The 26,057-nt window shown below is 41.2% G+C and carries 32 protein-coding genes; 12 read left to right on the top strand and 20 right to left on the bottom strand.

Features of this window, described 5'->3' with window-relative positions:
* The 14 genes from rpsM to I6F41_RS15275 all read right to left on the bottom strand — a co-directional run.
* Nucleotides 1-205 (bottom strand): 30S ribosomal protein S13 (rpsM, locus tag I6F41_RS18070; RefSeq protein ID WP_331460886.1); only part of this gene is annotated, 205 nt, incomplete at its 3' end.
* 124 nt (nt 206-329) lie between these two features.
* The gene (rpmJ, locus tag I6F41_RS15335; RefSeq protein ID WP_002959476.1) at nt 330-443 is read right to left on the bottom strand and encodes a 50S ribosomal protein L36; all 114 of its coding nucleotides are present in this window, start codon (nt 441-443) and stop codon (nt 330-332) included.
* Between the two features lie 22 nt (nt 444-465).
* The gene (secY, locus tag I6F41_RS15330) at nt 466-1,794 is read right to left on the bottom strand and encodes a preprotein translocase subunit SecY (RefSeq protein ID WP_011329439.1); all 1,329 of its coding nucleotides are present in this window, start codon (nt 1,792-1,794) and stop codon (nt 466-468) included.
* A gap of 10 nt (nt 1,795-1,804) precedes the next feature.
* Nucleotides 1,805-2,239, bottom strand: coding sequence for a 50S ribosomal protein L15 (gene rplO, locus I6F41_RS15325; RefSeq protein WP_011329440.1), 435 nt, complete (start codon nt 2,237-2,239; stop codon nt 1,805-1,807).
* Nucleotides 2,240-2,243: 4 nt separating this feature from the next.
* On the bottom strand, nt 2,244-2,426 hold the full coding sequence (rpmD, locus tag I6F41_RS15320; protein WP_011329441.1) for a 50S ribosomal protein L30: 183 nt from the start codon (nt 2,424-2,426) through the stop codon (nt 2,244-2,246).
* Between the two features lie 2 nt (nt 2,427-2,428).
* Entirely contained in the window at nt 2,429-2,935 is a 507-nt protein-coding gene (gene rpsE, locus I6F41_RS15315; RefSeq protein WP_011329442.1) for a 30S ribosomal protein S5, read from the bottom strand.
* A gap of 9 nt (nt 2,936-2,944) precedes the next feature.
* Nucleotides 2,945-3,295 (bottom strand): 50S ribosomal protein L18, encoded by a 351-nt coding sequence (gene rplR / locus I6F41_RS15310; RefSeq protein WP_011329443.1) that lies wholly within the window; start codon nt 3,293-3,295, stop codon nt 2,945-2,947.
* 9 nt (nt 3,296-3,304) lie between these two features.
* The gene (gene rplF, locus I6F41_RS15305) at nt 3,305-3,838 is read right to left on the bottom strand and encodes a 50S ribosomal protein L6 (protein WP_011329444.1); all 534 of its coding nucleotides are present in this window, start codon (nt 3,836-3,838) and stop codon (nt 3,305-3,307) included.
* A gap of 13 nt (nt 3,839-3,851) precedes the next feature.
* Nucleotides 3,852-4,244 (bottom strand): 30S ribosomal protein S8, encoded by a 393-nt coding sequence (gene rpsH, locus I6F41_RS15300; protein WP_011329445.1) that lies wholly within the window; start codon nt 4,242-4,244, stop codon nt 3,852-3,854.
* Nucleotides 4,245-4,265: 21 nt separating this feature from the next.
* Nucleotides 4,266-4,571, bottom strand: a complete 306-nt coding sequence (gene rpsN / locus I6F41_RS15295) for a 30S ribosomal protein S14 (RefSeq protein WP_011329446.1) — start codon at nt 4,569-4,571, stop codon at nt 4,266-4,268.
* Nucleotides 4,572-4,581: 10 nt separating this feature from the next.
* Entirely contained in the window at nt 4,582-5,121 is a 540-nt protein-coding gene (gene rplE / locus I6F41_RS15290) for a 50S ribosomal protein L5 (RefSeq protein ID WP_011329447.1), read from the bottom strand.
* Between the two features lie 16 nt (nt 5,122-5,137).
* On the bottom strand, nt 5,138-5,452 hold the full coding sequence (gene rplX, locus I6F41_RS15285; protein WP_011329448.1) for a 50S ribosomal protein L24: 315 nt from the start codon (nt 5,450-5,452) through the stop codon (nt 5,138-5,140).
* A 10-nt stretch (nt 5,453-5,462) separates the two neighbouring features.
* Complete coding sequence (gene rplN / locus I6F41_RS15280; RefSeq protein ID WP_011329449.1) at nt 5,463-5,831, bottom strand: 50S ribosomal protein L14; 369 nt, start codon at nt 5,829-5,831, stop codon at nt 5,463-5,465.
* A 272-nt stretch (nt 5,832-6,103) separates the two neighbouring features.
* On the bottom strand, nt 6,104-8,053 hold the full coding sequence (locus I6F41_RS15275; RefSeq protein ID WP_182678957.1) for an AsmA family protein: 1,950 nt from the start codon (nt 8,051-8,053) through the stop codon (nt 6,104-6,106).
* 424 nt (nt 8,054-8,477) lie between these two features.
* Between I6F41_RS15275 and I6F41_RS15270 the strand changes: the two genes are divergently transcribed.
* The 8 genes from I6F41_RS15270 to I6F41_RS15235 all read left to right on the top strand — a co-directional run bounded on the left by I6F41_RS15270 (nt 8,478) and on the right by I6F41_RS15235 (nt 16,098).
* Nucleotides 8,478-9,641 carry a hypothetical protein gene (locus I6F41_RS15270; RefSeq protein WP_086998963.1) on the top strand — a complete coding sequence of 388 codons (1,164 nt, stop codon included), beginning with the start codon at nt 8,478-8,480 and terminating at the stop codon, nt 9,639-9,641.
* Nucleotides 9,642-9,906: 265 nt separating this feature from the next.
* Complete coding sequence (locus tag I6F41_RS15265; protein ID WP_197108721.1) at nt 9,907-10,584, top strand: TorF family putative porin; 678 nt, start codon at nt 9,907-9,909, stop codon at nt 10,582-10,584.
* 186 nt (nt 10,585-10,770) lie between these two features.
* Nucleotides 10,771-11,484: a YIP1 family protein gene (locus tag I6F41_RS15260; protein WP_011329454.1), complete on the top strand. Its 714-nt coding sequence runs from the start codon at nt 10,771-10,773 to the stop codon at nt 11,482-11,484.
* Nucleotides 11,485-11,538: 54 nt separating this feature from the next.
* Complete coding sequence (locus I6F41_RS15255; RefSeq protein WP_089368841.1) at nt 11,539-12,702, top strand: efflux RND transporter periplasmic adaptor subunit; 1,164 nt, start codon at nt 11,539-11,541, stop codon at nt 12,700-12,702.
* Nucleotides 12,702-13,409 carry an ABC transporter ATP-binding protein gene (locus I6F41_RS15250; RefSeq protein ID WP_011329456.1) on the top strand — a complete coding sequence of 236 codons (708 nt, stop codon included), beginning with the start codon at nt 12,702-12,704 and terminating at the stop codon, nt 13,407-13,409. Before I6F41_RS15255 ends, I6F41_RS15250 begins: the two co-directional genes overlap by 1 nt.
* Nucleotides 13,402-14,640 carry an ABC transporter permease gene (locus tag I6F41_RS15245; RefSeq protein ID WP_011329457.1) on the top strand — a complete coding sequence of 413 codons (1,239 nt, stop codon included), beginning with the start codon at nt 13,402-13,404 and terminating at the stop codon, nt 14,638-14,640. The genes I6F41_RS15250 and I6F41_RS15245 overlap by 8 nt, the downstream gene beginning before the upstream one ends.
* Before the next feature lie 194 nt (nt 14,641-14,834).
* The gene (locus I6F41_RS15240; protein WP_182684492.1) at nt 14,835-15,689 is read left to right on the top strand and encodes an endonuclease/exonuclease/phosphatase family protein; all 855 of its coding nucleotides are present in this window, start codon (nt 14,835-14,837) and stop codon (nt 15,687-15,689) included.
* A 1-nt stretch (nt 15,690) separates the two neighbouring features.
* Entirely contained in the window at nt 15,691-16,098 is a 408-nt protein-coding gene (locus tag I6F41_RS15235; RefSeq protein ID WP_225740950.1) for a YfeK family protein, read from the top strand.
* Nucleotides 16,099-16,141: 43 nt separating this feature from the next.
* Here the strand turns inward: I6F41_RS15235 and I6F41_RS15230 are convergent, their stop codons facing one another.
* The 3 genes from I6F41_RS15230 to I6F41_RS15220 are packed head-to-tail and all read right to left on the bottom strand — an operon-like array spanning nt 16,142 to nt 20,808.
* The gene (locus I6F41_RS15230) at nt 16,142-17,227 is read right to left on the bottom strand and encodes an efflux RND transporter periplasmic adaptor subunit (protein WP_182684490.1); all 1,086 of its coding nucleotides are present in this window, start codon (nt 17,225-17,227) and stop codon (nt 16,142-16,144) included.
* Nucleotides 17,217-20,501 (bottom strand): efflux RND transporter permease subunit, encoded by a 3,285-nt coding sequence (locus I6F41_RS15225; RefSeq protein ID WP_182684489.1) that lies wholly within the window; start codon nt 20,499-20,501, stop codon nt 17,217-17,219. Before I6F41_RS15225 ends, I6F41_RS15230 begins: the two co-directional genes overlap by 11 nt.
* Before the next feature lie 4 nt (nt 20,502-20,505).
* A complete protein-coding gene (locus I6F41_RS15220) occupies nt 20,506-20,808 on the bottom strand; it encodes an ArsR/SmtB family transcription factor (RefSeq protein ID WP_011329463.1) in 303 nt (100 codons plus the stop codon).
* A 129-nt stretch (nt 20,809-20,937) separates the two neighbouring features.
* On the opposite strand from I6F41_RS15220, the gene I6F41_RS15215 reads away from it, so the two are divergent.
* The 3 genes from I6F41_RS15215 to I6F41_RS15205 all read left to right on the top strand — a co-directional run bounded on the left by I6F41_RS15215 (nt 20,938) and on the right by I6F41_RS15205 (nt 22,597).
* Complete coding sequence (locus tag I6F41_RS15215; RefSeq protein WP_182684488.1) at nt 20,938-21,126, top strand: YgaP family membrane protein; 189 nt, start codon at nt 20,938-20,940, stop codon at nt 21,124-21,126.
* A gap of 3 nt (nt 21,127-21,129) precedes the next feature.
* The gene (locus I6F41_RS15210) at nt 21,130-21,474 is read left to right on the top strand and encodes a rhodanese-like domain-containing protein (protein ID WP_182684487.1); all 345 of its coding nucleotides are present in this window, start codon (nt 21,130-21,132) and stop codon (nt 21,472-21,474) included.
* Between the two features lie 385 nt (nt 21,475-21,859).
* The gene (locus tag I6F41_RS15205; protein ID WP_011329467.1) at nt 21,860-22,597 is read left to right on the top strand and encodes a MipA/OmpV family protein; all 738 of its coding nucleotides are present in this window, start codon (nt 21,860-21,862) and stop codon (nt 22,595-22,597) included.
* A 107-nt stretch (nt 22,598-22,704) separates the two neighbouring features.
* Here I6F41_RS15205 and I6F41_RS15200 read toward each other — a convergent pair whose 3' ends face one another.
* Together I6F41_RS15200 and I6F41_RS15195 are read right to left on the bottom strand one after the other, a co-directional pair.
* Nucleotides 22,705-23,322: a LysE family translocator gene (locus I6F41_RS15200; RefSeq protein ID WP_011329468.1), complete on the bottom strand. Its 618-nt coding sequence runs from the start codon at nt 23,320-23,322 to the stop codon at nt 22,705-22,707.
* 10 nt (nt 23,323-23,332) lie between these two features.
* Nucleotides 23,333-23,518 (bottom strand): hypothetical protein, encoded by a 186-nt coding sequence (locus I6F41_RS15195; RefSeq protein WP_041454610.1) that lies wholly within the window; start codon nt 23,516-23,518, stop codon nt 23,333-23,335.
* A 114-nt stretch (nt 23,519-23,632) separates the two neighbouring features.
* Between I6F41_RS15195 and I6F41_RS15190 the strand changes: the two genes are divergently transcribed.
* Nucleotides 23,633-25,408, top strand: coding sequence for an ABC transporter transmembrane domain-containing protein (locus I6F41_RS15190; protein WP_011329469.1), 1,776 nt, complete (start codon nt 23,633-23,635; stop codon nt 25,406-25,408).
* Nucleotides 25,409-25,420: 12 nt separating this feature from the next.
* Here I6F41_RS15190 and I6F41_RS15185 read toward each other — a convergent pair whose 3' ends face one another.
* On the bottom strand, nt 25,421-26,050 hold the full coding sequence (locus I6F41_RS15185; protein WP_011329470.1) for an OmpA family protein: 630 nt from the start codon (nt 26,048-26,050) through the stop codon (nt 25,421-25,423).
* Nucleotides 26,051-26,057 lie beyond the last annotated feature (7 nt).

Here is a 26,057-nt window from a genome sequence, read left to right as displayed (position 1 = left end):
GATCACCTTCAACGGTGTACTTGCCAACTGCATCACGCAATACGTCAAGAGTTTCGTCTGAAAGTTCACCGATTTTTGTGGTCTCGGCGATACCAGTCGCTGCTAAGATAGCCTTAGAGCGAGTCTTACCTATGCCATAAATAGCTGTTAAACCAATAACTGCATGTTTATGATCAGGGACGTTAATGCCAGCAATACGGGCCACTAACACATCTCCTATATTCGAATTTGGTAATCATCTGTTTGAAGAGCCCGTAAGGATACTCAAACGAAGACCAAATCACTACTAAAAACACAGGCCGAGAAAACTCAGCCTGCACGCTGTTTACTTAACCTTGCCTTTGCTTATGCTTAGGCTCACTGCAAATTACGCGTACTACACCAGCACGTTTAATAACTTTACAGTTACGGCATATTTTCTTAACGGAAGCACGTACTTTCATTGCTCAACTCCGTAAACTGACCTTATCGACCATAGCCTTTAAGGTTCGCTTTTTTCAGCACAGAATCATACTGATGAGACATCAGGTGAGTCTGTACTTGTGCCATAAAGTCCATGATAACAACTACGATAATCAAAATTGATGTACCGCCGAAGTAGAATGGCGTTTGCCATGCCATTGTCATGAATTCAGGCACCAGACAGATAAAGGTTATATACAAAGCACCTGCCAATGTCAGGCGTGTCATCACTTTATCAATGTATTTAGATGTCTGCTCACCTGGACGAATACCTGGGATAAATGCGCCAGATTTCTTCAGGTTATCTGCTGTTTCACGTGGGTTAAACACCAACGCTGTGTAGAAAAAGCAGAAGAAGATGATAGCTGCTGCTAAAACCATTGCATACAATGGCTGACCTGGGGTCAACGTTGTAGCTATAGCTTGTAACACATCAGCGACCGGACCTTCACCCTGGCCGAACCAGCTGGCAATTGTACCAGGGAACAGAATTATACTGCTAGCGAAAATTGGTGGAATAACACCCGCCATATTTACTTTTAGTGGTAAATGCGTGCTTTGGGCAGCAAATACTTGACGACCTTGTTGGCGTTTAGCGTAGTTAACAACAATACGTCGTTGGCCACGTTCAAAAAACACTACAAGATAAGTAACAGCGAATACGATTACCGCAACCATCAACAGTACAAAAACATTCAAATCACCTTGGCGCGCCATTTCAGCTGTCGAACCAATAGCAGACGGCAGGTTAGCTACAATACCAACAAATATTAAAACAGAGATACCGTTACCAATACCACGTTCTGTTATTTGTTCGCCCAACCACATAAGGAACATAGTACCAGTCACTAAACTCACCACTGCGGTGAAATAGAAACCCATACCAGGGTTAACAACTAACCCTTCCATCATGCCCGGTAAGCTTGTGGCAATACCGATTGATTGGATAGTAGCAAGCACAAGCGTGCCATAGCGTGTGTACTGGCTAATTTTTTTACGCCCTTGCTCACCTTCTTTCTTAAGCTCTATAAACGGAGGATACATATGCGTTAATAGTTGCGTAATAATCGAAGCCGAGATATACGGCATAATACCCAGTGCTAACACTGAAGCTCGCTCAAGCGCACCACCGCTAAACATGTTGAACATCTCAACAATGGTGCCCTTTTGTTGCTCGAAGAAATCGGCAAGTACAGCGGCGTCAATCCCAGGGATCGGCACAAATGAACCTAGACGGTATATAATGATAGCACCTAATACGAAGAGTAATCGGCGCTTCAATTCCGAAAGTCCACCTTGTGCACTTTGCATATCTTGACCTGGTTTAGCCATTAGTACTTCCTTAGTCTTCTACCTTGCCTCCGGCAGCTTCGATAGCTTCGCGTGCACCTTTAGTGGCTCTAAGGCCCTTAACGGTAACAGCGCGTGAAACTTCGCCAGATTTAACAACTTTAACGAACAAAACGTTCTTTTTAACTAGACCAGCTGCTTGTAACGCGCTTAGGTCTACCACATCGCCTTCTACTTTAGCGATTTCGTATAGGTTTATTTCTGCAGATACTAATGATTTGCGAGAAGTGAAACCGAACTTAGGTAGACGACGTTGCATAGGCATTTGACCGCCTTCGAAACCAACGCGTACTTTACCGCCAGAACGTGATTTTTGACCTTTGTGACCACGGCCACCAGTCTTACCAAGACCAGAACCGATACCACGACCAACACGTTTTGGAGCAGTTTTTGAACCTGCAGCAGGTGAAAGTGTATTCAAATGCATGAAATTAACCCTCTACCTTAACCATGTAAGAAACCTGGTTTATCATACCACGTACACATGCTGTGTCTTCTAACTCAACAGTGTGGTTGATACGACGTAAACCAAGACCGCGTAATGTAGCTTTATGTTTCGGTAAACGACCGATAGAGCTTTTTACTTGTGTTACTTTTACAGTTTGATTTGCCATGGTTACCCCAGTATCTCGTCTATGCGAAGACCACGTTTAGCAGCAATCGACTGAGGAGAATTCATATTCTCAAGAGCAGAGATTGTTGCACGCACTACGTTGATTGGGTTAGTAGAACCGTAACATTTAGAAAGTACGTTCTGCACACCAGTCACTTCTAGTACCGCACGCATTGCACCACCAGCGATGATACCAGTACCTTCAGAGGCTGGTTTCATAAACACTTGTGAGCCAGCATGACGTCCTTTAACAGGATGCTGTAATGTGTTGCCATTTAGGTCTACATTGATCATATTGCGACGTGCTTTTTCCATTGCTTTTTGAATAGCAGCTGGAACTTCACGTGCTTTACCATAACCAAAACCTACTTTACCTGCGCCATCACCAACTACTGTTAGTGCTGTAAAGCTAAAGATACGACCACCTTTAACTACTTTAGACACACGGTTCACCGCGATTAGCTTTTCAGCTAGATCAGGCTGTTGTTGCTTTGCTTCTACGTTAGCCATTGTCTACTCCTAGAATTGCAAACCGGCTTCACGCGCAGCATCAGCTAGCGCCTTCACACGGCCGTGATATTTAAAGCCACTACGATCAAAAGCAATCTTTTCGATGCCTTTGTCAGCCGCACGTTCAGCAACCGCTTTACCAACTGCTTGCGCAGCTGCAACGTTGCCGGTGCCTTTAACTGTTTCGCAAATAGCTTTTTCAACAGTAGAAGCAGCAGCCAGTACAGTACCCTCAGCAGTAACTACTTGAGCGTATATGTGACGTGGCGTGCGGTGGATAACAAGACGCGTTGTGCCTTGTTCAATATAATTTCTACGAGTGCGTTTAGCACGACGTAGACGAGCTGTTTTTTTATCCATCGTCTTACCTTACTTCTTCTTAGCCTCTTTACGGCGCACATTCTCATCTGAATAACGAACACCCTTGCCTTTATATGGCTCAGGTTTACGGTATGCACGAATGTTAGCAGCTGTTTGACCAACTAACTGCTTATCTACGCCCTTAACTAGAACTTCTGTTTGGCTTGGAGTTTCAATCGTAATTCCTTCAGGAACTGCGAAATGAACTGGGTGCGAGAAACCAAGAGTTAAATCTAATGTTTTACCCTTAGCTGCTGCACGGTAACCAACGCCTACTAACTGAAGTTTCTTCTCGTAACCTTCATGCGTACCAACAATCATATTGTTGATTAGAGCGCGAGCAGTACCTGCTTGAGCCCATGCATCTGTTACGCCTTCACGAGGTAAAGTTGTAATAACGTTTTCTTCAACTTTTACTTCAACAGCGTTGTTGATAGTACGAGTTAATTCACCGTTTTTGCCTTTAACTGTGATTTCCTGGCCTTTTAATGTAACTTCTACACCGGCAGGAACACTAATTGGTGCCTTTGCTATGCGAGACATAGTTCCCCTCCGATTAAGCTACAAAACCAATGATTTCACCACCAACGCCTGCACTACGTGCTGCGCGGTCTGTCATTAGGCCTTTAGAAGTTGATACGATAGCGATACCTAGACCACCCATTACCTTTGGTAATTCGTCACGTCTCTTATAGATACGTAAACCAGGGCGGCTAACACGCTGGATATTTTCAATAACAGCTTTGCCTTCGAAGTACTTCAATTCGATAGAAAGCTCAGGTTTTACGTCGCCATTGATTGCGAAATCAGCGATGTAACCTTCATTTTTTAATACTTTAGCTACTGCTACTTTCAGTTTTGAATTAGGCATCGTTACAGATACTTTCTTCGCTGACTGACCGTTACGGATTCGTGTAAACAAATCCGCGATAGGATCTTGCAAGCTCATAGTCTTACTCCCGTGATTCTTTTACCAGCTAGCTTTTTTAAGGCCAGGAATTTCACCGCGCATAGCTGCTTCGCGAACTTTAATACGGCTCATGCCGAATTTGCGAAGGAAACCATGTGGGCGGCCCGTAATGTTACAACGATTACGCTGACGTACAGGGCTAGAATCACGTGGTAAAGCTTGTAGCTTAAGTACCGCGTCCCAACGATCATCTTCAGATGTATTAACATCACTGATGATAGCTTTTAGTGCTGTGCGCTTTTCAGCGAACTGAGCAACTAGTTTTGTGCGCTTTGCTTCGCGCGCTTTCATAGAATTCTTTGCCATAACCCTACCCTTATTTCTTGAATGGGAAGTTAAACGCTTCTAACAACGCACGGCCTTCCTCATCAGATTTCGCAGAAGTAGTGATAGTAATATCCATACCGCGTACACGGTCTACTTTATCGTAATCGATTTCTGGGAAGATGATTTGTTCACGTACGCCCATGCTGTAGTTGCCACGTCCATCAAAAGACTTAGCACTTACGCCACGGAAGTCGCGAATACGTGGGATAGCGATTGATACCAAACGCTCAAAAAAGTCCCACATACGTTCGCCACGTAGGGTTACTTTACAACCTATCGGGTAACCTTCACGCACTTTGAAGCCAGCAACAGATTTGCGTGCTTTAGTGATTAGAGGTTTCTGACCAGAGATTGCAGCTAGATCCGCAACAGCGTTATCTAGAATTTTCTTGTCAGCTAGGGCTTCGCCCACGCCCATATTCAATGTGATCTTTTCGATCAGAGGGACTTGCATGACAGAGCTGAAACCAAACTTCTCTTGAAGTTCAGCTACTACTTTGTCTTTATATACTTCATGCAGTTTCGCCATCATTCTACTCCAACTATTAAATAGTTTTACCAGTAGATTTAAAGATACGTAATTTCTTACCATCTTCAATCTTGAAACCTACACGATCTGCTTTACTCGTTTCCGAGTTGTAGATCGCAACGTTTGATACGTCGATAGACGCTTCTTTCTCAACAATACCGCCAGGCTGGTTCAATTGTGGAACCGGCTTTTGGTGCTTTTTGATCAAGTTTATGCCTTCGACAAATAATCTTCCAGATTCAGTAACAACTGAAAGCACTTTTCCGCGCTTACCTTTGTCTTTACCTGCTAGAACGATTACTTCGTCATCACGACGGATTTTTGCTGCCATGATAGACTCCTTACAGTACTTCTGGGGCTAGTGAAACGATTTTCATGAACTTATCATTACGAAGTTCACGAGTCACAGGGCCGAAGATACGAGTACCAATAGGCTGCAAGTTATCATTTAAGATAACAGCTGCATTGCTATCGAAACGGATCAAAGAACCGTCTGGACGACGAACGCCTTTTTTGGTGCGCACAACTACCGCGTTTTTAACATCACCTTTCTTCACTTTACCGCGAGGAATAGCTTCTTTTACAGAAACTTTAATGATGTCGCCAATCGCTGCATAGCGACGGTGAGAACCACCAAGGACTTTTATACACTGCACTTTGCGAGCGCCGCTGTTATCAGCAACTTCCAGCTGAGTTTGCATTTGGATCATGTTAATGACCTCCGGTGTAGTAATTACAACTTGTCTTAAATTCGTTTAAAATCAAGACATTTCGATTGAAATCCACTCAAAAAACAAGCTAGTTGTCTCTTAAGGGCGGGCAATTGTACCAGCATTACGGGGGGAGCGGTAGGTTATTTTTTAATTAATTATGAGGGAAAGCTAATTAATATTGAGTAATTACGGCTATCTAGCTATTTTACATATGGTTACAAAACAAACAAGGCACTATCTTAGTGCCTTGTAGATTATTTATCAGGGTTTTAGCCAAACAAACCTTTCAATTTATCTTTAAGTTTGTCTTTTGCTTTTTCTTTGAGCTTTTCTTTTGCTTCTTCTTTAAGCGCATTACCAAAATCAAGCTTAATGCCTACATCATGGAATGGCCCTTTAATACGCAGTGGTATTTTAAAGCCGGTACTATCATCGGTTGTACCCTGCCCCTCAATAGAACCGACTATACCGGTTACTAGTCGGTAATTAATAATAGTATTAGGTAAATCCACATCACCTTCGCCTGAAATACGGATCAGTGGGCTGATTAACGACAGGTCGTTATTATGGCCCACCCCATTAGTAAACTTAAAGCTACCCGTTAATGCTGAGAAGTCGGTTTGCTGTGACTTATCAAAGCCAGTATCTAGTCCTTCTGATACAGCCCCTACATTACCTTTAAGCAACTCTTTACCTTTGCGAATCATTTCAGCTATATTTGCGCCTTGTACTGCGCCATTAGCAAACTCAAACCCTAACTCACCATTGAGTGCGTTAACAAACTCTTTTTGGCTTTGCCCATTTGTGGTTAAGTTCCAATTTAATGAGCCATTACCCATTAATTTATCAAATCCTGCGGCATCGGTTAATAACGGTTGTGCATCAATACCTGCCAAATCAAAATTAGTGGTTATTTTATAAGGTATTTGCTGGGCATTAATATTAATTGCCCCTTTCCCTGTTCCCTCATAGGCTGCAAAGTTATCTAAGCTTAATTTAGCGACACTATTTTTTAACGCTACTGTAAATTGGTTTGCACCGAGTTTAATATCGTTAGCTTTTAAACCGCTTGAGCGTATTACTACATTAGCATCAAGCGTATTTAAGGCACTTAAGTCTATTTTAGTGTCGTCCCATACAATAGGCTCTGCTGGTTTAGTTTCGTCTGTAGTTGGCTGCTCTTTTTTAGCTACGGCTTCTGGTAAGTATGGGTTTAAGTCAAGCATACCTAAGTCAATGTTTGCCATTACAGCAAGTCGTTTACCTAAATTAAGCTCACTTTTACCTTTTATTTGCAGTGCATCTAATGTGGCAATAAGCTCTTCAAGCTTAAATTGCTCACCCGCTAAATGCATTTTGCCATTTACACTAAAAGCATTAAAGGCGTTATCTTTGGCGTTTAACTCTACACCTTGCCATTTGGCTATATTTTTTACCGAGTCTCCACTTAGCGCTAACTGACCTTTTATATCTTGGCCTTGTTTAGCAATAGTTCCCTCAAAGGTTAAATCAACTAAACGTGAATCTAAACTCTGCTGAATATTAAAAGTAGTGCCTTCGATCGCTTTTGCTGGCGTATCTAGTTTTACATCAAGCTCAAAGCGCTCTTGCATGTAAGTTATTGCGCCTTTTACTTCTAATGTTTTACGCAGTGATGGAAGTAAAATAGCCAGTTCTAAATCACTTATTTGCTGTTTAACCCCGGTTTTACCATCTAAATAAGTAAAGGTACCACCATAAATGGCAACCTCCCCTAGCTCAATGTCAAAGTTCTCAGGTAATTTTATAGCTTCCGCAGATCCTGCTTGCTCTTTAGGCTGCTCAGCTACCGCATCAAATAGCTGCCAGTTAGCTTTACCGTTTTTATCGGTCTCTAATAAAATATCAGGCTCGTTAATAACAAACTTATCGAGTTTAAATTCACCATCTAATAGCGATAGCCAAGGGATGTGTACTGCAAGCTGCTGCATACTTGCCATATCGGCGCGAGAGCCCGATTTCATGTTGGCAAAATGTACATCATTAAGTTCTAATTTTAATGCAGGAAATACACTCAGCGTTTTATCGCCTTTAATAGTTAATGTACGTCCTGTGGTTTGTTCTACCTGCTCAGAGACTTTATTAAAAATAGCATCAGTAGGAATTAAAAAGGGTGCTGCAACGATAAGTGCAATACATAACAGCAGTATTACACCTATAATTTTAAATAAGGTTTTCATGATCGTCCTTTCAAATGTGCAAATAATACTCATATCATAGCGAGAGTTATCACTAAAATCATTGTCAGTACTAAAAAAAATAACTTTCAACTAATTTATTTTTTAATGATGAATCTACGCGCTAATAATATCAACACTATTTAAATATTAACAAACAACACATGAACGCTTTATAAAAAACAACAAATCATTACTTTTCAATAAGTAAGACATGAAAAACACACAGTCGTATGATTTTCAAACAATCTAAACTAATTGAGTTTTCGTCACTTAAGTTAACTATTTTATTGTTTTAATAAATTAATAATTATGAGCACTTTAACTGTTGTATTCTTAAGGCTTGTATATGCCTCTGTTGTTATTGCAAGATTTGCGCTAAAATAGACCAGCTAAAAAATGCATCTAACTCGAGGTTCTACAAGGCATGAAAAAACTGCTAATTTCACCGTCACAAATGTCGCTAGGCGAGCAAGAAAACCAAATATACCAAAACATTCTGAAGCAATCCTCAGAACTCAGCCTAAATCTAATGGCCGTGAAAGTAGAAAACCACCCAGATGATTTTTTACTTTGGTGCTATGAACTGCTTAACGCAAGCAAAGATCGTATGAATTACGACTTGCTAGAGCCGCAACAGTTACCAGTACTAAAAAAACTGCACGACCAACTTATTTCTGCTATTAGCTTTTTACAAGTTAAAACGTTACGTGTAGCGCCTTGGCCTGTAGTAACTACATTTATTGAGCAGCACAAAGATCTTATTGCACTTGATGAGCAGCTTCGCTTAACAAGCTACATTGCAAGCATTCGCCCGCAATCACTTAAAGATATGATCCCAGAAGACTTACTTGCGTTTAGTGGTAAGCACATGGCATCGCTTGATCCAAGCACTTACAACTTTGATGTTGAATGGTTTGCATCAACTAAAAGCGCTAAAGCGTTTCATCAACTACTGGCTGATATGCCTGATGCGTTTGATGATGCACTTAGCAATATTCCGTTGGAAGGTAATATTACTCATTATGAGTACCAGCAATTTGTTGCTGCTTACTTAAAAGCTTTTAGCGATGGTAACGAAAAGCCAACGCTCGCTCCAGCAACTCGCTTATTAGCGATGCGTCGTCCTGACGTATTTACTCCTATTAGCAATAATAGATTAGATGCTTTATGTGGCGCACTGGGTGTTAGCAAGCTAAAAAACACTGACTTTGAGCGTTACTGGCAAGACATAGTACAAAAAATTCAAACTCTGTCTTGGTTTAAAATGGCTAAAGCAGACAACGAATTAGAAGAGCAGCTGGTAAGCATTAAAGCGCTTATTCCGTGCTTTTTTTACTATGCAGACACCACAACAGCCGATAGCTCTAATTACATCAAGCTGCTAAGCAAGCCAAAGCGCAGTACTTCAGGTACAGGTAAAACTAAGCGTAGAGGTAAAGAATCTGCAGAAATTTTAGTAGACCGCGCACTTGCAGCTGACGATATTCCTGAGCATATTCGTAGCAAACGTGATTCTATTATTAATGAAGTACAAAAAGGTCGTGGAGTTAACGAAACAATTAGCTTAATGCGTACTATTTTTGGTTAATTATTAATAACTAACCTAGCAGCGCCGATTTGGTGCAGCTAGGTTAATTTATGCACCACAAATGTAAAACCCCTTAAAATCTTATCTCTGCACCTCTCCCTCTACTAATTATAAGCTATTGTTTTAAAACACCTAAAACCATATTCACTGCAATAAAGTGAAGCTGGCATACCCCGTGCAATCTTCTTTTCTGTTAAATAATAAAATGCTGCCAAGCTATAAGCCTTAAAGCTTTGGCATGCAATCATATAACAGGAACTAAAACATGCTAAAACTACAAAAAGTCATAACAATAACAGCACTCTCTTTAGTTAGTGTCGCATCAACAGCAACCTATGCTGAAGTAACCGCTAATGCGGCAGCAACATCAAACTATTTATGGCGCGGACAAGAACAAACCAGTGGTGATGCTGCCATTTCAGGCGGCATTGACTACACCAACGAGTCTGGTTTTTATGCCGGTGCTTGGGCATCAAATGCCTCTTGGGCCGATGAGATGACCTATGAATTAGACTTGTATGCAGGCTTTGGTGGCGCTATTAATGAAAGCGTGAGCTACGATGTTGGTTACATTTATTATGCATACCCAGATGCAGCTTCCACGGCTGATGCTGACTTTTCTGAGATTTACGGCAGTATAAGTGTAAAAGGCTTCACCTTTGGTGCTGCTGTATTAGCAACCTCTGCAGCAAGTGGTGACGGTACAGACTTTGCTGACTCACTTTACCTAACGGCAGATTATGCTTTTGCTGTTGGCAATAACGGCACCGAAATAGCATTTCATTTAGGCCACTACTCTGGTGATTTTATAGGTGATGACAATATTATTGATTATGGCATAGCAGTATCTAAAGATGGTTTCACTTTTGGTTTATCTGATACCGATATAGATGGCTCTGACGTAAAAGCCTATGTTGCTTATTCAGTAGACTTTACACTTTAAAAATTACACTGTAATTGCTGCAACCCAAGAGCCGAAAGGCTCTTTTTTAGTTTTAGCAGCATAAATAACCTGGCCACTAAACAAACTACGTTAACAAACCGTTACAATAAAATAATCACCTTATCCTCATTTTGCCTTATGCTATAGCCAGTAATTCCCCCCAAATTAGGTTATTAAGGAATAATAATGAAGTCACCTAACGCGCTAAGCGCACTAATCGATATTTATATCAGCCCAAGTAAAGCGTTTAATGGTATAGAGCAAGCAAAAGGCTGGTCATGGTTAGCCCTTATTTGTATAGCAGTTGCCACCGCCGCGAGTATGTTTGTTTTTTATAATAGTGTTGATATACAGTTTTTAATTAATGAGCAAGTAGCCGTTTCAAGTGTTGATGCCACTATTGGCGAGCAAAAAATGATTCGTCAAGCGATTGAACAAAATGCCCCAAACCAAATGTGGTTTGGCATGATCGGCGGTATTATTGGCATAGTAATAATGAATGCTTTAGTTGCACTTTATTATATGCTGATAGCTAAACTCGATCCTAACTCACAACATAGTTACGGTGCTTGGTATGGCTTTTCATTATGGACAATGATGCCTACGGTTATTTCAAGCCTTGGCACTATCGCCTTAGTATTAATGGCCAACACAGATCAAATTTCGCAACAAGCGGTGTTTAGTTACGCTTCTATCAATCAGCTCATTGTTGGGCTTGATGCCACACATACTTTTTATACCTTACTAGAATCAATTAACCTGTTCACTATTTGGAGCATTGCGCTGGGCATGGTTGGGCTAAAATGCTGGACTAATTTCTCAACTAATAAAGCACTGCTGTTTGCAGCCTTACCAAGTATTATTATTTTTAGTGTTTGGGCGATTATAGCCGCACTTTAATTATTATGCAGAGGCAAGTTAGCCTCTGCACATTTTCACTCACGGACCGATAAAATGAAAAAAGCCATTATCATCACACTCGCTATTGCCGCTTTTATAGCGTTAATTGTATCAAAACAAATTTCTGGTGATAAAAAACAGCCCGAGGTAAATATCGCCCATGTTGAACTAGGCAATATTGCCGACTCAATAATGGCGTCTGGTAACTTAGTATTTAATACTCAAGTTCAGCTGCGCTCTGAAGTTACCGGCCGAGTAGATAAAGTATTTGTCGAAGAAGGCCAAAGTGTAAAACAAGGCGATATTTTAATGCGCCTTGATACCACTGCATTTGAATCTGAAGTAACCCGCAATAAAGCGCTACTACGTGCCACCGAAATAGAAATTAAACATAGCCAAATTCGCTTAGTTAACTTTGAGCGCCAACTAAAAAGACAAAAAGAGCTTTACGATGTCGGTTTGGGCAATGAAGAAGCCTATGAAAACCTAGCAAGTGCCCGCGACTTAGCTAAAATAGATATTGAATCTCGTAAAGAGTCGTTTAACCAAGCTCATGCGTCGTTGCAAATTGCCCAAGATCGGTTAAATAAAAGTGTTTTTAAAGCGCCTATGAGTGGCCTATTGGCTTCGGTTAATATTAAAGAAGGCGAAACGGTTATTGCCGGAACGACCAATATAATAGGCTCTGATTTAATGCTGGTTGCTGACCCCAGTGCTATTTTAGCTGAGTTGCGGGTTGATGAAACCGACATAGCCAGTATTAAACTCCACCAAAAAGCAAATATTTATGCCGCTGCTTATCCTAATAATCCTTTTACTGGCACAGTAATAAACATTGGTACCTCGGCTAAAAACCAGCCTGGCTCACAAGGGTTATCATTTAAGGTAAAAGTATTACTCGATGCTACCGATCGTCAACTATATGCCGGAATGAGCTGTAGAGCAGAAATTGCCACCAGCATTGCCGAAAATGGTTTAAAGTTACCAATAGAAGCAATTCAAAAACAAGACGACAGCACCTTTGTTTGGCGCCTAAATAACGACAACAGCGTTAGTAAAGTAACCGTAGCTGTTGGTATATCATCAGATATTGAACAAGCAATTACCGAGGGGCTCAATGAAGGTGACAAAATAGTTATTGGCCCGGCTCGCCCTATTAGTACTTTAAAAGAAGGCGACACAGTAAAAGTAAAAGCCGCTGCGAAGGAAAACAACTAATGACTGCGGTGATCAAGCTTGAGCATATTAATAAACAATACAAAATGGGCGCTGAGATATTTAAAGCACTTGATGATGTAAACATTAGCATTATGCCCAATGAATATGTGGCCATTATTGGCCCCTCAGGATCTGGCAAGTCTACCCTAATGAATTTGTTAGGCTGCTTAGATACCCCCACCAGCGGCGAGTATTATTTAAAAGATAAGTTAGTAAAAAGTATGACCGAAACCGAGCTTGCGCACCAACGCAACGAAAGCGTCGGATTTATATTTCAAAGCTTTAACTTATTACCACGCGCATCGGCGCTAGAAAATGTAATGCAGCCTTTAGTTTACCGCTTTACCCCTAGCAAACAACGCAAACAACAAGCCCTTGAGGCGCTAAAGCGCGTGGGCTTAGCCGACAAAGTAAATCACTTATCAAGCCAGCTGTCGGGCGGGCAACGTCAACGAGTTGCTATTGCTCGTGCTTTAGTCACTAAACCGCATATATTATTAGGTGATGAGCCAACCGGTAACTTAGACAGTAAAACCACCCGCGAAATTATGGCCTTATTTGATGAGCTGCATAACGAAGGGCATACCATTATTTTGGTTACACATGAGCAAGAAATTGCCGACCACTGTCAGCGGGTAATTCGCTTAGTGGATGGTAAAGTAGTGAGTGACGTAACTAAAAACCAAGGAGCAAGGCAGCATGTTTAAACTTGCACTGGCCACTATGGAAGGCACTAAAGCCGCATTTTCGGCAATTAAAGCAAATGCTATGCGCTCTGCCCTCACCTGTTTAGGTATTATTATTGGCGTGGCCGCAGTAGTAACTGTGGTTGCTGTAATGCAAGGCTTTACCAAGCAAATAAACGATCAGTTCGCTGATATGTCGCCCGATGTAACTACTATTAAGGCGTATACCAGTATTGAGCTAGAAATGGTTGGTAAAAATGCAAAACTTAGCTACGACGATTTTTTAACCTTAAAAGCACGAGTAAAAGAAGCAGAAACACTCACCGCACTAATGTTTACTTGGCGTTTTTCGGGCGGAGCTGAGTATGGTAATAAAAGTCATTCATCGCGGGTTATGGGTACTGAGCAAGACTATCAAAAAGCATACCGTACCTACCCCGATCTAGGCCGTTTTATTCGCGCTGAAGACGACGAAAAACGCCGCCGCGTAGCTTTTATTGGGCCGTCAATTATCGAAAAATTAAACTTACCCAGCAATCCGGTAGGCGAATACATAAAGCTAGGTGGCGAATGGTTTAGAATTATTGGTGTAGCCGAAAAACAAGGTAGCTTTTTGGGCTTTGATCAAGACGATTATATTAATATTCCCATTAGCACTATGAGTGCGTTAGAGGGAGGCAATACGCAAAGTAATGTACAAATTATGTTTAGGCTTGAAGACAACGCTAACGAAGAGCAGGTACTAGCAAAAATTACTCGTATACTGCGCCAGTTACATAAACTTAAAGACGGCGACGACAATGACTTTGAATTTGAAACTGCTGAAAAAGCCCGCGCCCAAGTAGATAAATTTACCGGTAGTGCCACTGCCATAACCGCAGGTATTGTTGGTATTAGCTTATTAGTTGGTGGCATAGGTGTAATGAATATTATGTTAGTGTCGGTAACTGAGCGCACCCGCGTGATTGGCACCCTTAAAGCGCTAGGCGCTACACCCGGCTTTATAATGTTGCAGTTTTTAGTTGAGGCTGTGGTGTTATCGCTATTTGGCGGGTTGATTGGGCTTGCCATTGGTTATGGCGCAGCGGGGCTTATTTCGTTTATGGTTCCTAGCATGCCAGATGCGTATATTCCGGCATGGGCGGTAATGTTGTCGTTTGGTTTTACTTCATTAATTGGCATAGTGTTTGGTTTAGCCCCAGCCATTAAAGCCGCCAGGCTCAACCCTATAGATGCACTGCGTTACGAGTAACAATAGCATTGTAGTTGCTTACAAGGATGTAAGCCTAGTACATAATTAACACAGTGATTAAAACTCTCTTTAAACTTCAAGCACAAAGTATTACCCTACTTAAACACCACTTAAAAAATGAACTTTTAACGCTTAAACCACCCAAAGTACACACTATTGATATTGCTCACGGCTAATTTTAAATAAGGTATTAAATGCACAAAAAGCTAATACGTTGCATTATTGCTGCATGCTCTTTTTTAACTATAAACTCTAGCTTGGCGCTAGCACAACTAAACCCATCAGATGAAGCGCAAGGTATAACCGAAACCGCATATACTCCTCTGCGTTGTAATCAGCAACTACAGGCAAGTAGGCAAAAAACATACAGCCGTAAGTTTATTGTTCCTCAACAAGCTAGGTTACTCTCATGGAATATTTATAAGGCACAAAACCAAGGCCTATATAAAGATTTAACTCACCTTAATGAAAGTGCTGATATTGTTTTATTACAAGAGGCTATTGTAGATACACGCCTTACTAGCCTTAAACCTTTTTGGCGTTTTTCGCCCGGTTATAAAAGTGGCAATGTACAATCTGGTGTAATGACGCTTAGCCGCTGGCCTGCAACTGTACATTGTACTTTTATTCATAAAGAGCCATGGTTACGAAGCCCAAAAGCAACTAACATTGTTGAATATGCAATGGCTAACCAACAACGCTTATTGAGCGTTAATGTGCACGGCATTAACTTTACATTTGGTACTAAAGCCTACGCGCAACAGTTACAAGCCAGTATAAAAATAATGCAACAACACAAAGGGCCAATTCTTTTTGCGGGCGATTTAAACGCATGGAGCGATGCACGCCAAAAGCTAGTTAATGACGCGCTGACTAAACTGGGCCTTAAAGAAGCTATATACGTAGATGACAAGCGTACAAAAGCATTTGGTTTAGCCCTGGATCAAGTGTGGGCTCGTGGTGTTGTTATTTCTGATACTTTAGTAAGCGAATATAACAGCTCTGATCACAACCCTATTTTAGCCACTTTAAAAGTTGATGATGTATAACATGAAAAAAACTCGTATTTATTCTGCTTGGCTACTGACCATATTATTCACCTTTTTTAGCCAAATAAGCCTAGCTGCACACCCCAACCAATTACCTAATCAAGAACCCAATCGAGAACCCGACCAAGAAGTGCAGCATTTAATTACCTTTATTAGCAACAGCAACGCCACTTTTATCCGCAATGGCGATGAACATACTAGCAAAGAAGCCGCCGAGCATTTAGCCATGAAATACCGTAAAGCTAAACGTTATGCAAAAACAGCCGACGACTTCATTAATAATCTCGCTAGTAAAAGTTCATGGAGTGGTAAAGCCTACACGGTAATTTTAAGCAGTGGTGCTAAGTTAACCGCAAATAGCTGGCTAACCAATGAGCTAATACGATTTAGAAACACAAAAAAGCCGTAGTAAATACGGCTCTCTAAAGCTATCAATAATAACAAGCTAAGCGTTACCTAGCTGTATGCGCTAAGTTAGGTAAGTAATCTACCGCTAGAATATCGCCGGGGTTAAGCCCAGTAACTACATGCTGCTTTGCGCCAATTATTTCACCTAAGCGCACAAACCGGCGTTCTATTTGCTCATTGTCACTATTAATCACATACAGCATAGTTAATTGGCCAAACTCATGTATCCAGCTACTATCTAGCAATATTCCTTGTTCATCGGGTAATACTAACTCTAATTGCGCATACAAGCCGGGCATTACCCCTACAGAAGAGTCAAAGTCTAAGCGAATTAACAAACTACGTGAGGCGCTATCGGCAACCGGAACTATTTCGGCCACTGTGGCTGGCGAGGTTAAATTAAGTGCAGGCAACTTTATGGTTAAACTTTGCCCTAACTGCAATTTAACCGCTTGCGTTTCTCGCACATTAAACTCAACTTGTAGCTGCTGCGGGTTATATAATCCCAATAAAGCCTGCCCAGGCGTAGCTGTATCACCAGGTTCGACTAACCGCTCTACTACAACCCCCGAAATAGGCGCTGTAATACGAGTGTAACTCAGCGCAACTTTGGCTTGTGTTTGCTGCTGCTTAGCGGCAATTAAATTGGCCGATAAACTATCAAAATTTGCCTTCGCATTATCTAACTCACTTAACGATACTAAGCCTTGCGCATACACACTTTCAATTCGCTTAAGTTGCTTTGTAGCTTGGGTTAATGCGGCTTGAATAGCATTAATTTGCGCCTCACTTTGTGCTAATTGCGCTTTAAAGTCATCTTGTTGTAAGGTAATGAGTAAATCACCTTTGGTTACTTTATCGCCCGCGCGTACACTTAAACGCTCAACTTGCGCCATAACTCGCGATGAAATTTGGGTATTTTGTTTCGCAATAATACTGCCTGGCACCCATTCACTACGGGATATTTTTTGTAGTAAAACTGTTTCCCGCTTACCGTGGTAATTGTTAGCGTTGGTCGTTTTTAAACCAGCAACTTGCTTATTTGAAAAGCTGCCCGCCATATACAATACGGCGCCTACTACCACTAATAAAGCGAGTAACGAGCCAACTAGTTTTGATTTACCTTGCATGCGTTTCTCCCGCAGTGGTTTCTGTGTTTGCAAATACTAAGTAATAAACAAGCGGCACTACAAATAACGAAAACAACGTTGATGCCACAATGCCAAAAATAATCGCAATTGCTAAGCCACTAAATACCGGATCTAGTGTAATCACTAAGTTACCTAATAATGTGGTGCCTGCGGTTAGTAGTACGGGGCGCATGCGCACTGTTCCTGCTGCAATTAACGCTGCTTTTATTGCCATACCTTGGGCGCGTGCTTGATTAATAAACTCAACTAAAATAAGTGAATTACGCACCACAATACCCGCCAAGGCAATCATGCCTATCATCGCAGTAGCGGTAAATAAAACCGGCTCGGGAGCTGATGCAATACTGCGCTCACCAAACTGATTAAGTAACCAAAAACCAGGCATAATGCCAATAACAGTGAGTGGTATTGCCGACATAATAATAAGCGACAAGCTTACTGAGCGTGTTTGTAGGCGTAAAATAATAAAAATGGCGCTAAGTGCAAATGCAAAGGCAATCCCCATATCTCTAAATACATCTATGGTAATACGCCACTCTCCTTCACCGCTAAATGTTACTTGCGTACCTGGCGGTAATTGCCAAGGTGCGGTGCCACCATTATTAAAAAAGTGCCGCGCTAACCAAGGCGTTTTTACAAAATCGTCTGTTGATATATTTAAATCAGCAGTTACATCGGCAATTATTGCTGCGGGAGTTCTCCCATTTAGCTCTGCCATAACATAAATAACTTCGCGCTGATCTTTGCGCATAATAGTTTGCGCTACATTTAATTGAGTAAACTCTCCAAGCTCAGAAAGCGCAACTAAAGGCCGCGGCGCACTACTTAAGCCAAATTTACTCGCATTTTTAGCTATGTCTCTGTCGCCCCTTAGTTGTAATGCTAGCAATTGTGCAAATTGATTGCGGTCGCTATAAGATAACTGCAGTTTTATTGGCACAGGCTGAGTTTCGTTGCTGACATAAAGCTGCCCAACCGTTTGCCCTTGTGACGCTATGCTAAGTGTTTGCGTGATATTTTCGGTAGATATAGCACTATGCGCCGCTTTCGTTTTATCAGTAATAAAACGTTGCAAAGGGGCTGCTGCAAGCATTGAAGTATCAACCTCTACCACATGAGGTTCTTGTTTTAAGCGCGTTGCAACTTGCTCTGCGGCTAAATAATGCGTTTGCCTATCAATAAATGTATCTCGATAAACTTCTGCCACTAAAGTACTTAACACCGGCGGCCCTGGCGGCACTTCAACTACTTTAATCACTATGCCGTTATTTACTAATGGTGCTAACTGTTTACGCAAACGCATTACCACCGCATGAGATTGATGCTCGCGCGCTGTTTTATCTAGTAGTAGCACTCTTAGTTCAGCTAAGTTCGGTGCTTCTCGTCGGTAATAACCGCGTACCATACCATTAAAGTCCATACTTGAAGGCTGGCCTACATAAGTGGCTATTTCACTTACCTCGGTTAATTGCCATGTGAGCGTTTGCACTTGTCGGGTAAAAGCAGCTGTTTGCTCTAAATTAGTGCCCTCTGGCATATCAATAAGTACTTGTAGTTCATTTTTATTATCAAACGGTAATAACTTCAGCGGTACTAATCGCATCACAGGTAACATGGCGCTAATAATAAATAACGCAAGCGTGATCCACAGTACCCATTTAGCACGTGGTTTTGAGGCCAGTAAGGGGGTTAGTAAGCGCTCGTAGAGGCTCGTTTTGTTATTTGCTTGATCGGGCTCTTCACTATTAGGTTTTAGTAATTTCATGGCAAGCCATGGGGTTACAAAAAACGCCACTAATGTTGATACCATAACACTCACAGGTACGTTAAATGCCATTGGCGCCATATAAGGCCCCATCATTCCAGTAATAAAAGCCAGTGGAATAAATGCCACCATAATAGTTAGGGTCGACATTAATAGTGCAGTGCGAATTTCACTCATTGCATTCACAATTTGCTGTTTTTTATCACCCTTTTTATTTATAAAACGGCTGATGTTATCTATACCTGTGATCGGATCATCAACCAGTAACCCCAAAGATAAAATTAACGCAAATAAGGTCACTCGGTTAATTGTGTAACCAAAGGCAAAATCAAGCGAGAGCGTAATGCCATAACAAATGGGTACAGCAAGTCCAACTACTATTGCCGGGCGCCAACCTAAAAATACGCCCACAAATATAACCACAGTAAATACTGCAAACACTAAGCTTGAGGCTAAATTATTTACTTTTTCGTCGGCGGTTTGGCCGTAATCTCGCAGTACTGAGTACGTTATTTCTGCTGGTAGTAACCTTGTTTTTAGCTCTGCCATCATGGCATGTACATCGCTTGCCACCGCTACAGCATTAGTGCCTGCTTGTTTGGCAATACTCAGCGTTACCATAGGGTAATGCTGTTGCTCATTTGACTGCGCCAGCCATTGATAGCTTTGCGCCTCATCGGGGCCATCACTAACCTGGGCTACATCGGTTAAATAAACACTTTTACCATTAACAACATTAACGACTAGTTGTTCTATCGCTGTTTTAGTTCTTAATACATCGCCCGCTTGCAAAATTATTTGCTGCTGGGCATTTACCACGCTACCTACCTCGGTGAGTTGATTAGATACACTAAGCGCATAATAAACATCACTTAATGTGGTTTGGTGTGCAGCCAAAGCGGTGGCATTTAAATTAACGGTAATGGCGCGGTTACGCCCCGCAATTACTTTTACTTCGCTCGTGTGTTCAATTCGTTGTAAATTATTGGCTATTTCGTTTGCAAAGCGGGTTAATTCATAATCACTATAAAGCTTAGGATCCTTGCTATATAACCCAAGCATAACAATAGGCACATCATTTACTTCTACTGGGCGTATTTGCCAGCTTTTAATAATAGGAGTCATAGTATGTTGATAGCTATAGAGCTTGGCGTAGGTATCGAGTATGGCTTGTTCGCGATCGTGCCCTACCTCAAAGCGCAAAGTAACCACAGCACGACTACTTTGCGTAGTTGAATATATATGTTTTACACCACTAAGTTGCGCCAATAACTTTTCTAATGGCTCGGTGACTAACCTAGCAACTTCAGGGGCTTCTACATTAGGTGCCGACACATAAATGTCGAGCATAGGTACCACTATTTGTGGCTCTTCCTCACGCGGCGTTTGCTGTAAAGCAAATAACCCACACAGTACCGACAACACAAAAATAATAATTGGTACGCGGCCACTTAAACTGCTTTTTACAGCGTTATCTATAGCGTTCATTGTGTTATTCCTTACAAAACAACCCATATAAAGTTGCCAGCAGTGTTACAGCATCTTTATCAATAACACGATAATAAATTGTTTGGCTTTCGCGTCGAGTAGCCACTATATTTGCTTTACGCAATGCAGCTAAATGCTGAGAGAGTGCCGATTGTGCAAGAGGTACAGCTTCATTTAACTGCGACACGTTCATTTCGGTGTCTTGTAAGGAGCATAAAATCATTAAGCGATTTTTATTGGCTAAGATTTTTAATAATTTCTCTGCTTTTTCTACGTTGGCAGCCATGGCAGTAAAGTCAATATTCATACTGTGCTCTTATACTTAATTTGTTAGTAAGTATAGGTTGCTAGAACAGCCATGTCTAACATTAGATCTTGCTAATGTATAAAAACCTAATATAGTAGCTATACATACTCATTAAAATGACCGACTATAATGAAGCTTAATAATGCACTGCGCTTAATTGCTGGCATCATGATTATTATCTCTGTTTTATTACAAAGCTTTCATGACCCACGCTGGATATGGTTTACTGTATTTATAGCACTAAATCTAATGCAATCAGCTTTTACCTGCTGGTGCCCAATGATCACACTATTACGCAGACTTGGCGTTAAGGAATAACAAATGCTTACATCCATTCCCGACTTATTAAAAACAATTATCCCTAATCAGCGCCGTATTGGTGCACAACAGGCAAAACAAGAGCTTGAGGGCAATAAAGGGTTACTTATCGATGTACGCGAGCCGGCAGAACATGCAAATAAAGCCGCTGTTGGCTCGATTAATATCCCTCGTGGTTTACTCGAAATGAAATTAATGGAAATTGAAAAAGACGCTACACGGCCAATTTATTTACACTGCGCCAGTGCAGCCCGCGCTACTCTTGGCGCCGAAGCACTCACTCGTGTTGGCTACGAAAACGTAACTGTGATTACTTGTAATGCCGAAGAGATTTGTAGCGTTTTTTAAATTTAGTGCTTTTTCACCCTAGCATTTGCTCAATGTTTTTACGCTGTAGGTGATACCCGAATTAGCTATAGCTTTATGCTTGATTGCTTTAAGCTATAGTTACTTGCTGCGCTGTGAGGGCTATCTTTTTGAGTTAAGATTACTTTGCGTAATTCTCTAGCGTTCACCAAAGCAAGTAACGACACCAATTCCCCTTCTCCCGACGGCCCCGCAATTTAAAAGCTCAACCTATACAAAGGTTACCTAATCCTTTATTGCATTTACATCGATACAAACTTTCATACATTAACTTACAACCATTTTTGGGCTATTAGCTATACAATATTTACCTTAGATCATAAATCAATTTATAACTTAAATAGTTAAGGTAATTATGAATACGTACATGACAAACAGTTTACGAGTGTTAGTAACTGCATTAATTTTCACAGCATCTGCTGCTAATGCTGAGTCGCGTTGGTCGGTTGCAGGCGGGGTGATTTCTGTAGAGTCGCCATATGCAGATACCGATAATAAAACACTCGGGTTACCTATGATCAACTATACAGGCGAGCGATTAACCCTTAAAGGGTACATGCTTGATTATAAATTGCTTGGTGATGAAGGTTTAAATTGGTCAGTTATTCTTGAGCCTGGACAATTTTTTGACTCTACAGATTCTGATAATGTTGCTATTAAAGCATTAAATGAGCGTAAAATGTCACTATACGCTGGTACAAAGGTAAGTTACGCTGCCAGTTTTGGCCGCGTTAGCGCAAGTGTATCTCATGATATATTGGGCAACGGTGATGGCGCTAAGTTTAAAACCGACTACAGCTACCCAGTTAAGTTAACAAAAGAGCTAATGTTAGCGCCTTTCGTTGGGGTTGAAATTAATAGTAGCCAGTTATCAAACTATTATTACGGTGTGGCTGAGGGCGAATCTAGCACTTTTGATGCATACGAGCTTAGCTCTACGGTTAACTATAATATTGGCTTGTTAGCAACATACAAAATCAATAAAAACTTAAATGTTAACGCCTTGGTTAAATATCATCAGCTAGATGCTGATATTGAAGACTCGCCTATTATAGACACCGACAATCTCACGACTGCAATGATGTCTATCACTTATCACTTTTAATTAATAACTTTACCGAGCACCTAGTTGTGCTCGGTTTTTAACGCTCACTCAACACCATTGTTAACTCTGTTTATAGGTATTTATATAGCCATAAATAGCAGCAATAGCTAAACACTCACTACTACTTTTATAGCTAAAGCAATAAATACCGCACCTAACACTTTATCTAGCCATGGGTTTTGTTTAGTAAAACCAAAGCGATTTTTAGAAACCTCAGTTAACAGTGCCACCAGTAAATACCAGCCGGTATCAATTACAAATACCGTTAAGCACATAATAATACCAATGCTGAGAGTAAGATTTTGCGGGTCAATAAATTGCGAAAATAAGGCTAAAAAGAAGATAGCGAGTTTGGGGTTTAAAAATGCAATTGCAAAGCCATCTTGTAGCGCCTTTAATGCACTTACTTCACTCTTTTGCACTTGTAGCTCATTATTACTAGGTTTAGCCAGCAGTATTTTAATTCCCAAGTAAGCTAAATATGCTGCTCCTAAATAGACTAATAATTGATAAACATTAGGAAACTGCACCATTAAGGCACCTAAACCGAGTAAAGATGCAGCTGCATACAATCCTACTCCTACGCCATGGCTCAATGCCGCAAGCATACCGTTTTTCATCCCACCGCTTAAGGTATGCTTTAATACCACAGCCAAGCTAGGACCAGGCGACATTGCGCCCATTATGCAAACTAACGCTAAACTTAGCCAAACAGATAAAACCATTAATCACCCTTTATAATTCATTATTTTCTATTAATAAGGCATAAGCCGTTATTTGCCCTTGAAAGCCCGTTGCTGTTGTTACGCTAATAACTCGCCATCCATCTTGATTTAATTGGTAAATACGCTCATTCAATGCATCTAAATCTATAGCGTGGCTAAAAAATCCACGCTTTTTAAATTCCACTATTTTTTGCATTGTTTATTATCCGTTTTATTTGTCATCACTTATCCTTGCTGATTATTTTTAGCACTATTGAATTTTAGTTTACAGACGCCATATATAAAGCTCAATCATTAAAAAGAACCCACTATGTCTCAAGCCCCTGCTGCAGAAAAAGCCGCGTTTAGTAGTTTATTACCTGTTTTTGCGTTTATTAAACCGTATAAACTAATGGTTATTGCCGCCCTTATTGCTCTTTTAGTGACGGCGGGGGTTAATTTATCATTAGGCCAAGGCGTTAAATTTGTTATTGACCATGGTTTTATAGCAGGATCTCAAGCACAGTTGCAACAAGCAGTACTGGTACTTATAGGCTTAATTAGTTTATTAGCGGTGGGCACCTTTAGTCGTTTTTATTTAATGTCGTGGATTGGTGAACGTGTCAGTAACGATATTCGTAAAGCGGTGTTTAACCGTATTGTTACTTTGCACCCAAGTTATTTTGAAGAAAACCGCAGCGGTGAGTTAATGTCGCGGTTAACCACCGACACCACTTTGCTGCAATCTATTATTGGCTCTTCTTTTTCAATGGCGCTACGCAGTGCATTAATGCTAGTGGGTGGTTTAGCCATGCTGCTGTTTACCAATTTAAAACTGACCTTAGTGGTCGTTGCTTGTGTACCTTTAGTACTGGTGCCCATGATGGTATTTGGCCGCAAAGTGAGAAAGTTAGCCAGTAGCAGCCAAAGTGCTATTGCCGATATAAGTACTTACGCCGGTGAGATCATTCAAAATATTAAAGTAGTGCAAAGCTATAGCCACGAACAGCGAGAGCAGCAAGCTTTTGCTCTGGAGGTCGAAAAAGCCTTTAACGTCGCTAAAAGCCGTATAAAACAACGCTCGTTTTTAATTGCCGCCGTTATATTTTTAACCTTTAGTGCCATCAGCGCTATGTTATGGGTTGGCGGCAGCGATGTACTAGCCGGCACTATGACTGGAGGTGAGCTAGGTGCCTTTGTGTTTTACGCTATTATGGTGGCCATGTCGGTTGCAACTGTGGCAGAGGTTTATGGTGAGCTGCAGCGCGCAGCGGGTGCTGCTGCAAGGCTACTAGAATTACTCGCTGTAAAAAGCGAAATTGAAAACCCTATTTCCCCACAAGACGAAAAGCTCCTAAGTAGCACTAACCACTCTGCCATTACACTTGAAAGCATTAGCTTTAATTACCCATCTCGTCCCGATGTAAGCGCACTTAATAATGTGAGTTTAAACATACAGCAAGGGCAAACAGTGGCAATTGTGGGTCCTTCTGGTGCAGGGAAAACCACCTTATTTGAATTACTACAACGCTTTTACGATCCAGCCAGCGGTGCTATTAAGTTTCGTGATGTAAATATTAAAGATTTATCACTCAATACGCTGCGTAATAAAATGGGCATGGTGGCACAAAACCCTATTTTATTTAGCTCAGATGTAATGCATAACATTCGCTACGGCAATCCAGATGCTACCGACGAGCAGGTTTATGCGGCGGCTAAACATGCCCATGCTGATGAGTTTATTCAACAGCTACCACAAGGCTATAACAGCTTTTTAGGGGAACAAGGAGTGAGACTATCGGGCGGTCAAAAGCAACGCATTGTACTCGCGCGAGCAATTTTAAAAGACCCTGAAATACTATTACTCGATGAAGCCACCAGCGCACTCGATGCACAAAGCGAGCACCATGTACAAGCCGCACTTGAGCACTTAATGCAAAACCGAACAACGTTGATCATTGCGCATCGTCTGGCAACGGTAAAACATGCAGATATGATTGTGGTAATGGAACACGGGGAAATAATAGCAACAGGGAGCCATCAGCAATTACTGCAAAGCTCCCCGTTGTACCAGCGCTTATGTGAACTACAGTTCAATAAAGACTAGATTTTTATGTGCTTATTGCGTGTTAGGCACTATTTGAATTTCTACACGACGATTTTGTGCACGGCCATTTGCGCTATCGTTTGATGAAATTGGACGTGTTTCACCATAACCTGTAGTGCTAATTCGCTCAGCCATAATTTGCTGATTAACTAAATAGTTTTTAACACTTTGAGCGCGTTGCTGTGAAAGGCTCATATTATAGCTATCTTTACCTGTGCTATCGGTATGCCCTTCTACGCTTAAATAAGTTTTTTCGTATTTGTTCATCACTTTAGCAATCGCACTTAGCGTATTGTGAAAGCCCGACGAAATATACGACTGATCGGTTGCAAAGGTAATGTTTGACGGCATAACTAAACGTAAGTTATCGCCTTCACGTACCACTTCAACACCAGAACCCGCTAACTCGTCACGAAAAGCGGTTTCTTGTTTGTCCATGTAATCGCCTACTGCAGCACCAGCTAATGCACCAATTGCAGCACCAATAAAGATACGCTTATCTTTATGATTACCAGTAGCCTTACCTAATACACCACCAGCTGCAGCACCAATTGCCGCTCCTTTACCTGTGTTATTCATTTCACAACCGCTAAGTAATACAGCAACTACCGTTACGCTTAAAAGTGATTTAGTTAAAGTCATGCTATGT

It is taken from the genome of Pseudoalteromonas sp. SCQQ13 (assembly GCF_015864415.1).
Classification (GTDB): domain Bacteria; phylum Pseudomonadota; class Gammaproteobacteria; order Enterobacterales; family Alteromonadaceae; genus Pseudoalteromonas; species Pseudoalteromonas nigrifaciens.
The sequence above is the reverse complement of the archived record's forward strand: the minus strand, read 5'-3'. Positions and strand labels throughout refer to the sequence as shown.

Coding starts and splice junctions, on each gene's coding strand:
- rpmJ (WP_002959476.1), bottom strand. CDS start 443: ATGAAAGTACGTGCTTCCGTTAAGAAAATATGCCGTAACTGTAAAGTT.
- secY (WP_011329439.1), bottom strand. CDS start 1,794: ATGGCTAAACCAGGTCAAGATATGCAAAGTGCACAAGGTGGACTTTCG.
- rplO (WP_011329440.1), bottom strand. CDS start 2,239: ATGCATTTGAATACACTTTCACCTGCTGCAGGTTCAAAAACTGCTCCA.
- rpmD (WP_011329441.1), bottom strand. CDS start 2,426: ATGGCAAATCAAACTGTAAAAGTAACACAAGTAAAAAGCTCTATCGGT.
- rpsE (WP_011329442.1), bottom strand. CDS start 2,935: ATGGCTAACGTAGAAGCAAAGCAACAACAGCCTGATCTAGCTGAAAAG.
- rplR (WP_011329443.1), bottom strand. CDS start 3,295: ATGGATAAAAAAACAGCTCGTCTACGTCGTGCTAAACGCACTCGTAGA.
- rplF (WP_011329444.1), bottom strand. CDS start 3,838: ATGTCTCGCATAGCAAAGGCACCAATTAGTGTTCCTGCCGGTGTAGAA.
- rpsH (WP_011329445.1), bottom strand. CDS start 4,244: ATGAGCTTGCAAGATCCTATCGCGGATTTGTTTACACGAATCCGTAAC.
- rpsN (WP_011329446.1), bottom strand. CDS start 4,571: ATGGCAAAGAATTCTATGAAAGCGCGCGAAGCAAAGCGCACAAAACTA.
- rplE (WP_011329447.1), bottom strand. CDS start 5,121: ATGGCGAAACTGCATGAAGTATATAAAGACAAAGTAGTAGCTGAACTT.
- rplX (WP_011329448.1), bottom strand. CDS start 5,452: ATGGCAGCAAAAATCCGTCGTGATGACGAAGTAATCGTTCTAGCAGGT.
- rplN (WP_011329449.1), bottom strand. CDS start 5,831: ATGATCCAAATGCAAACTCAGCTGGAAGTTGCTGATAACAGCGGCGCT.
- I6F41_RS15275 (WP_182678957.1), bottom strand. CDS start 8,053: ATGAAAACCTTATTTAAAATTATAGGTGTAATACTGCTGTTATGTATT.
- I6F41_RS15270 (WP_086998963.1), top strand. CDS start 8,478: ATGAAAAAACTGCTAATTTCACCGTCACAAATGTCGCTAGGCGAGCAA.
- I6F41_RS15265 (WP_197108721.1), top strand. CDS start 9,907: ATGCTAAAACTACAAAAAGTCATAACAATAACAGCACTCTCTTTAGTT.
- I6F41_RS15260 (WP_011329454.1), top strand. CDS start 10,771: ATGAAGTCACCTAACGCGCTAAGCGCACTAATCGATATTTATATCAGC.
- I6F41_RS15255 (WP_089368841.1), top strand. CDS start 11,539: ATGAAAAAAGCCATTATCATCACACTCGCTATTGCCGCTTTTATAGCG.
- I6F41_RS15250 (WP_011329456.1), top strand. CDS start 12,702: ATGACTGCGGTGATCAAGCTTGAGCATATTAATAAACAATACAAAATG.
- I6F41_RS15245 (WP_011329457.1), top strand. CDS start 13,402: ATGTTTAAACTTGCACTGGCCACTATGGAAGGCACTAAAGCCGCATTT.
- I6F41_RS15240 (WP_182684492.1), top strand. CDS start 14,835: ATGCACAAAAAGCTAATACGTTGCATTATTGCTGCATGCTCTTTTTTA.
- I6F41_RS15235 (WP_225740950.1), top strand. CDS start 15,691: ATGAAAAAAACTCGTATTTATTCTGCTTGGCTACTGACCATATTATTC.
- I6F41_RS15230 (WP_182684490.1), bottom strand. CDS start 17,227: ATGCAAGGTAAATCAAAACTAGTTGGCTCGTTACTCGCTTTATTAGTG.
- I6F41_RS15225 (WP_182684489.1), bottom strand. CDS start 20,501: ATGAACGCTATAGATAACGCTGTAAAAAGCAGTTTAAGTGGCCGCGTA.
- I6F41_RS15220 (WP_011329463.1), bottom strand. CDS start 20,808: ATGAATATTGACTTTACTGCCATGGCTGCCAACGTAGAAAAAGCAGAG.
- I6F41_RS15215 (WP_182684488.1), top strand. CDS start 20,938: ATGAAGCTTAATAATGCACTGCGCTTAATTGCTGGCATCATGATTATT.
- I6F41_RS15210 (WP_182684487.1), top strand. CDS start 21,130: ATGCTTACATCCATTCCCGACTTATTAAAAACAATTATCCCTAATCAG.
- I6F41_RS15205 (WP_011329467.1), top strand. CDS start 21,860: ATGACAAACAGTTTACGAGTGTTAGTAACTGCATTAATTTTCACAGCA.
- I6F41_RS15200 (WP_011329468.1), bottom strand. CDS start 23,322: ATGGTTTTATCTGTTTGGCTAAGTTTAGCGTTAGTTTGCATAATGGGC.
- I6F41_RS15195 (WP_041454610.1), bottom strand. CDS start 23,518: ATGCAAAAAATAGTGGAATTTAAAAAGCGTGGATTTTTTAGCCACGCT.
- I6F41_RS15190 (WP_011329469.1), top strand. CDS start 23,633: ATGTCTCAAGCCCCTGCTGCAGAAAAAGCCGCGTTTAGTAGTTTATTA.
- I6F41_RS15185 (WP_011329470.1), bottom strand. CDS start 26,050: ATGACTTTAACTAAATCACTTTTAAGCGTAACGGTAGTTGCTGTATTA.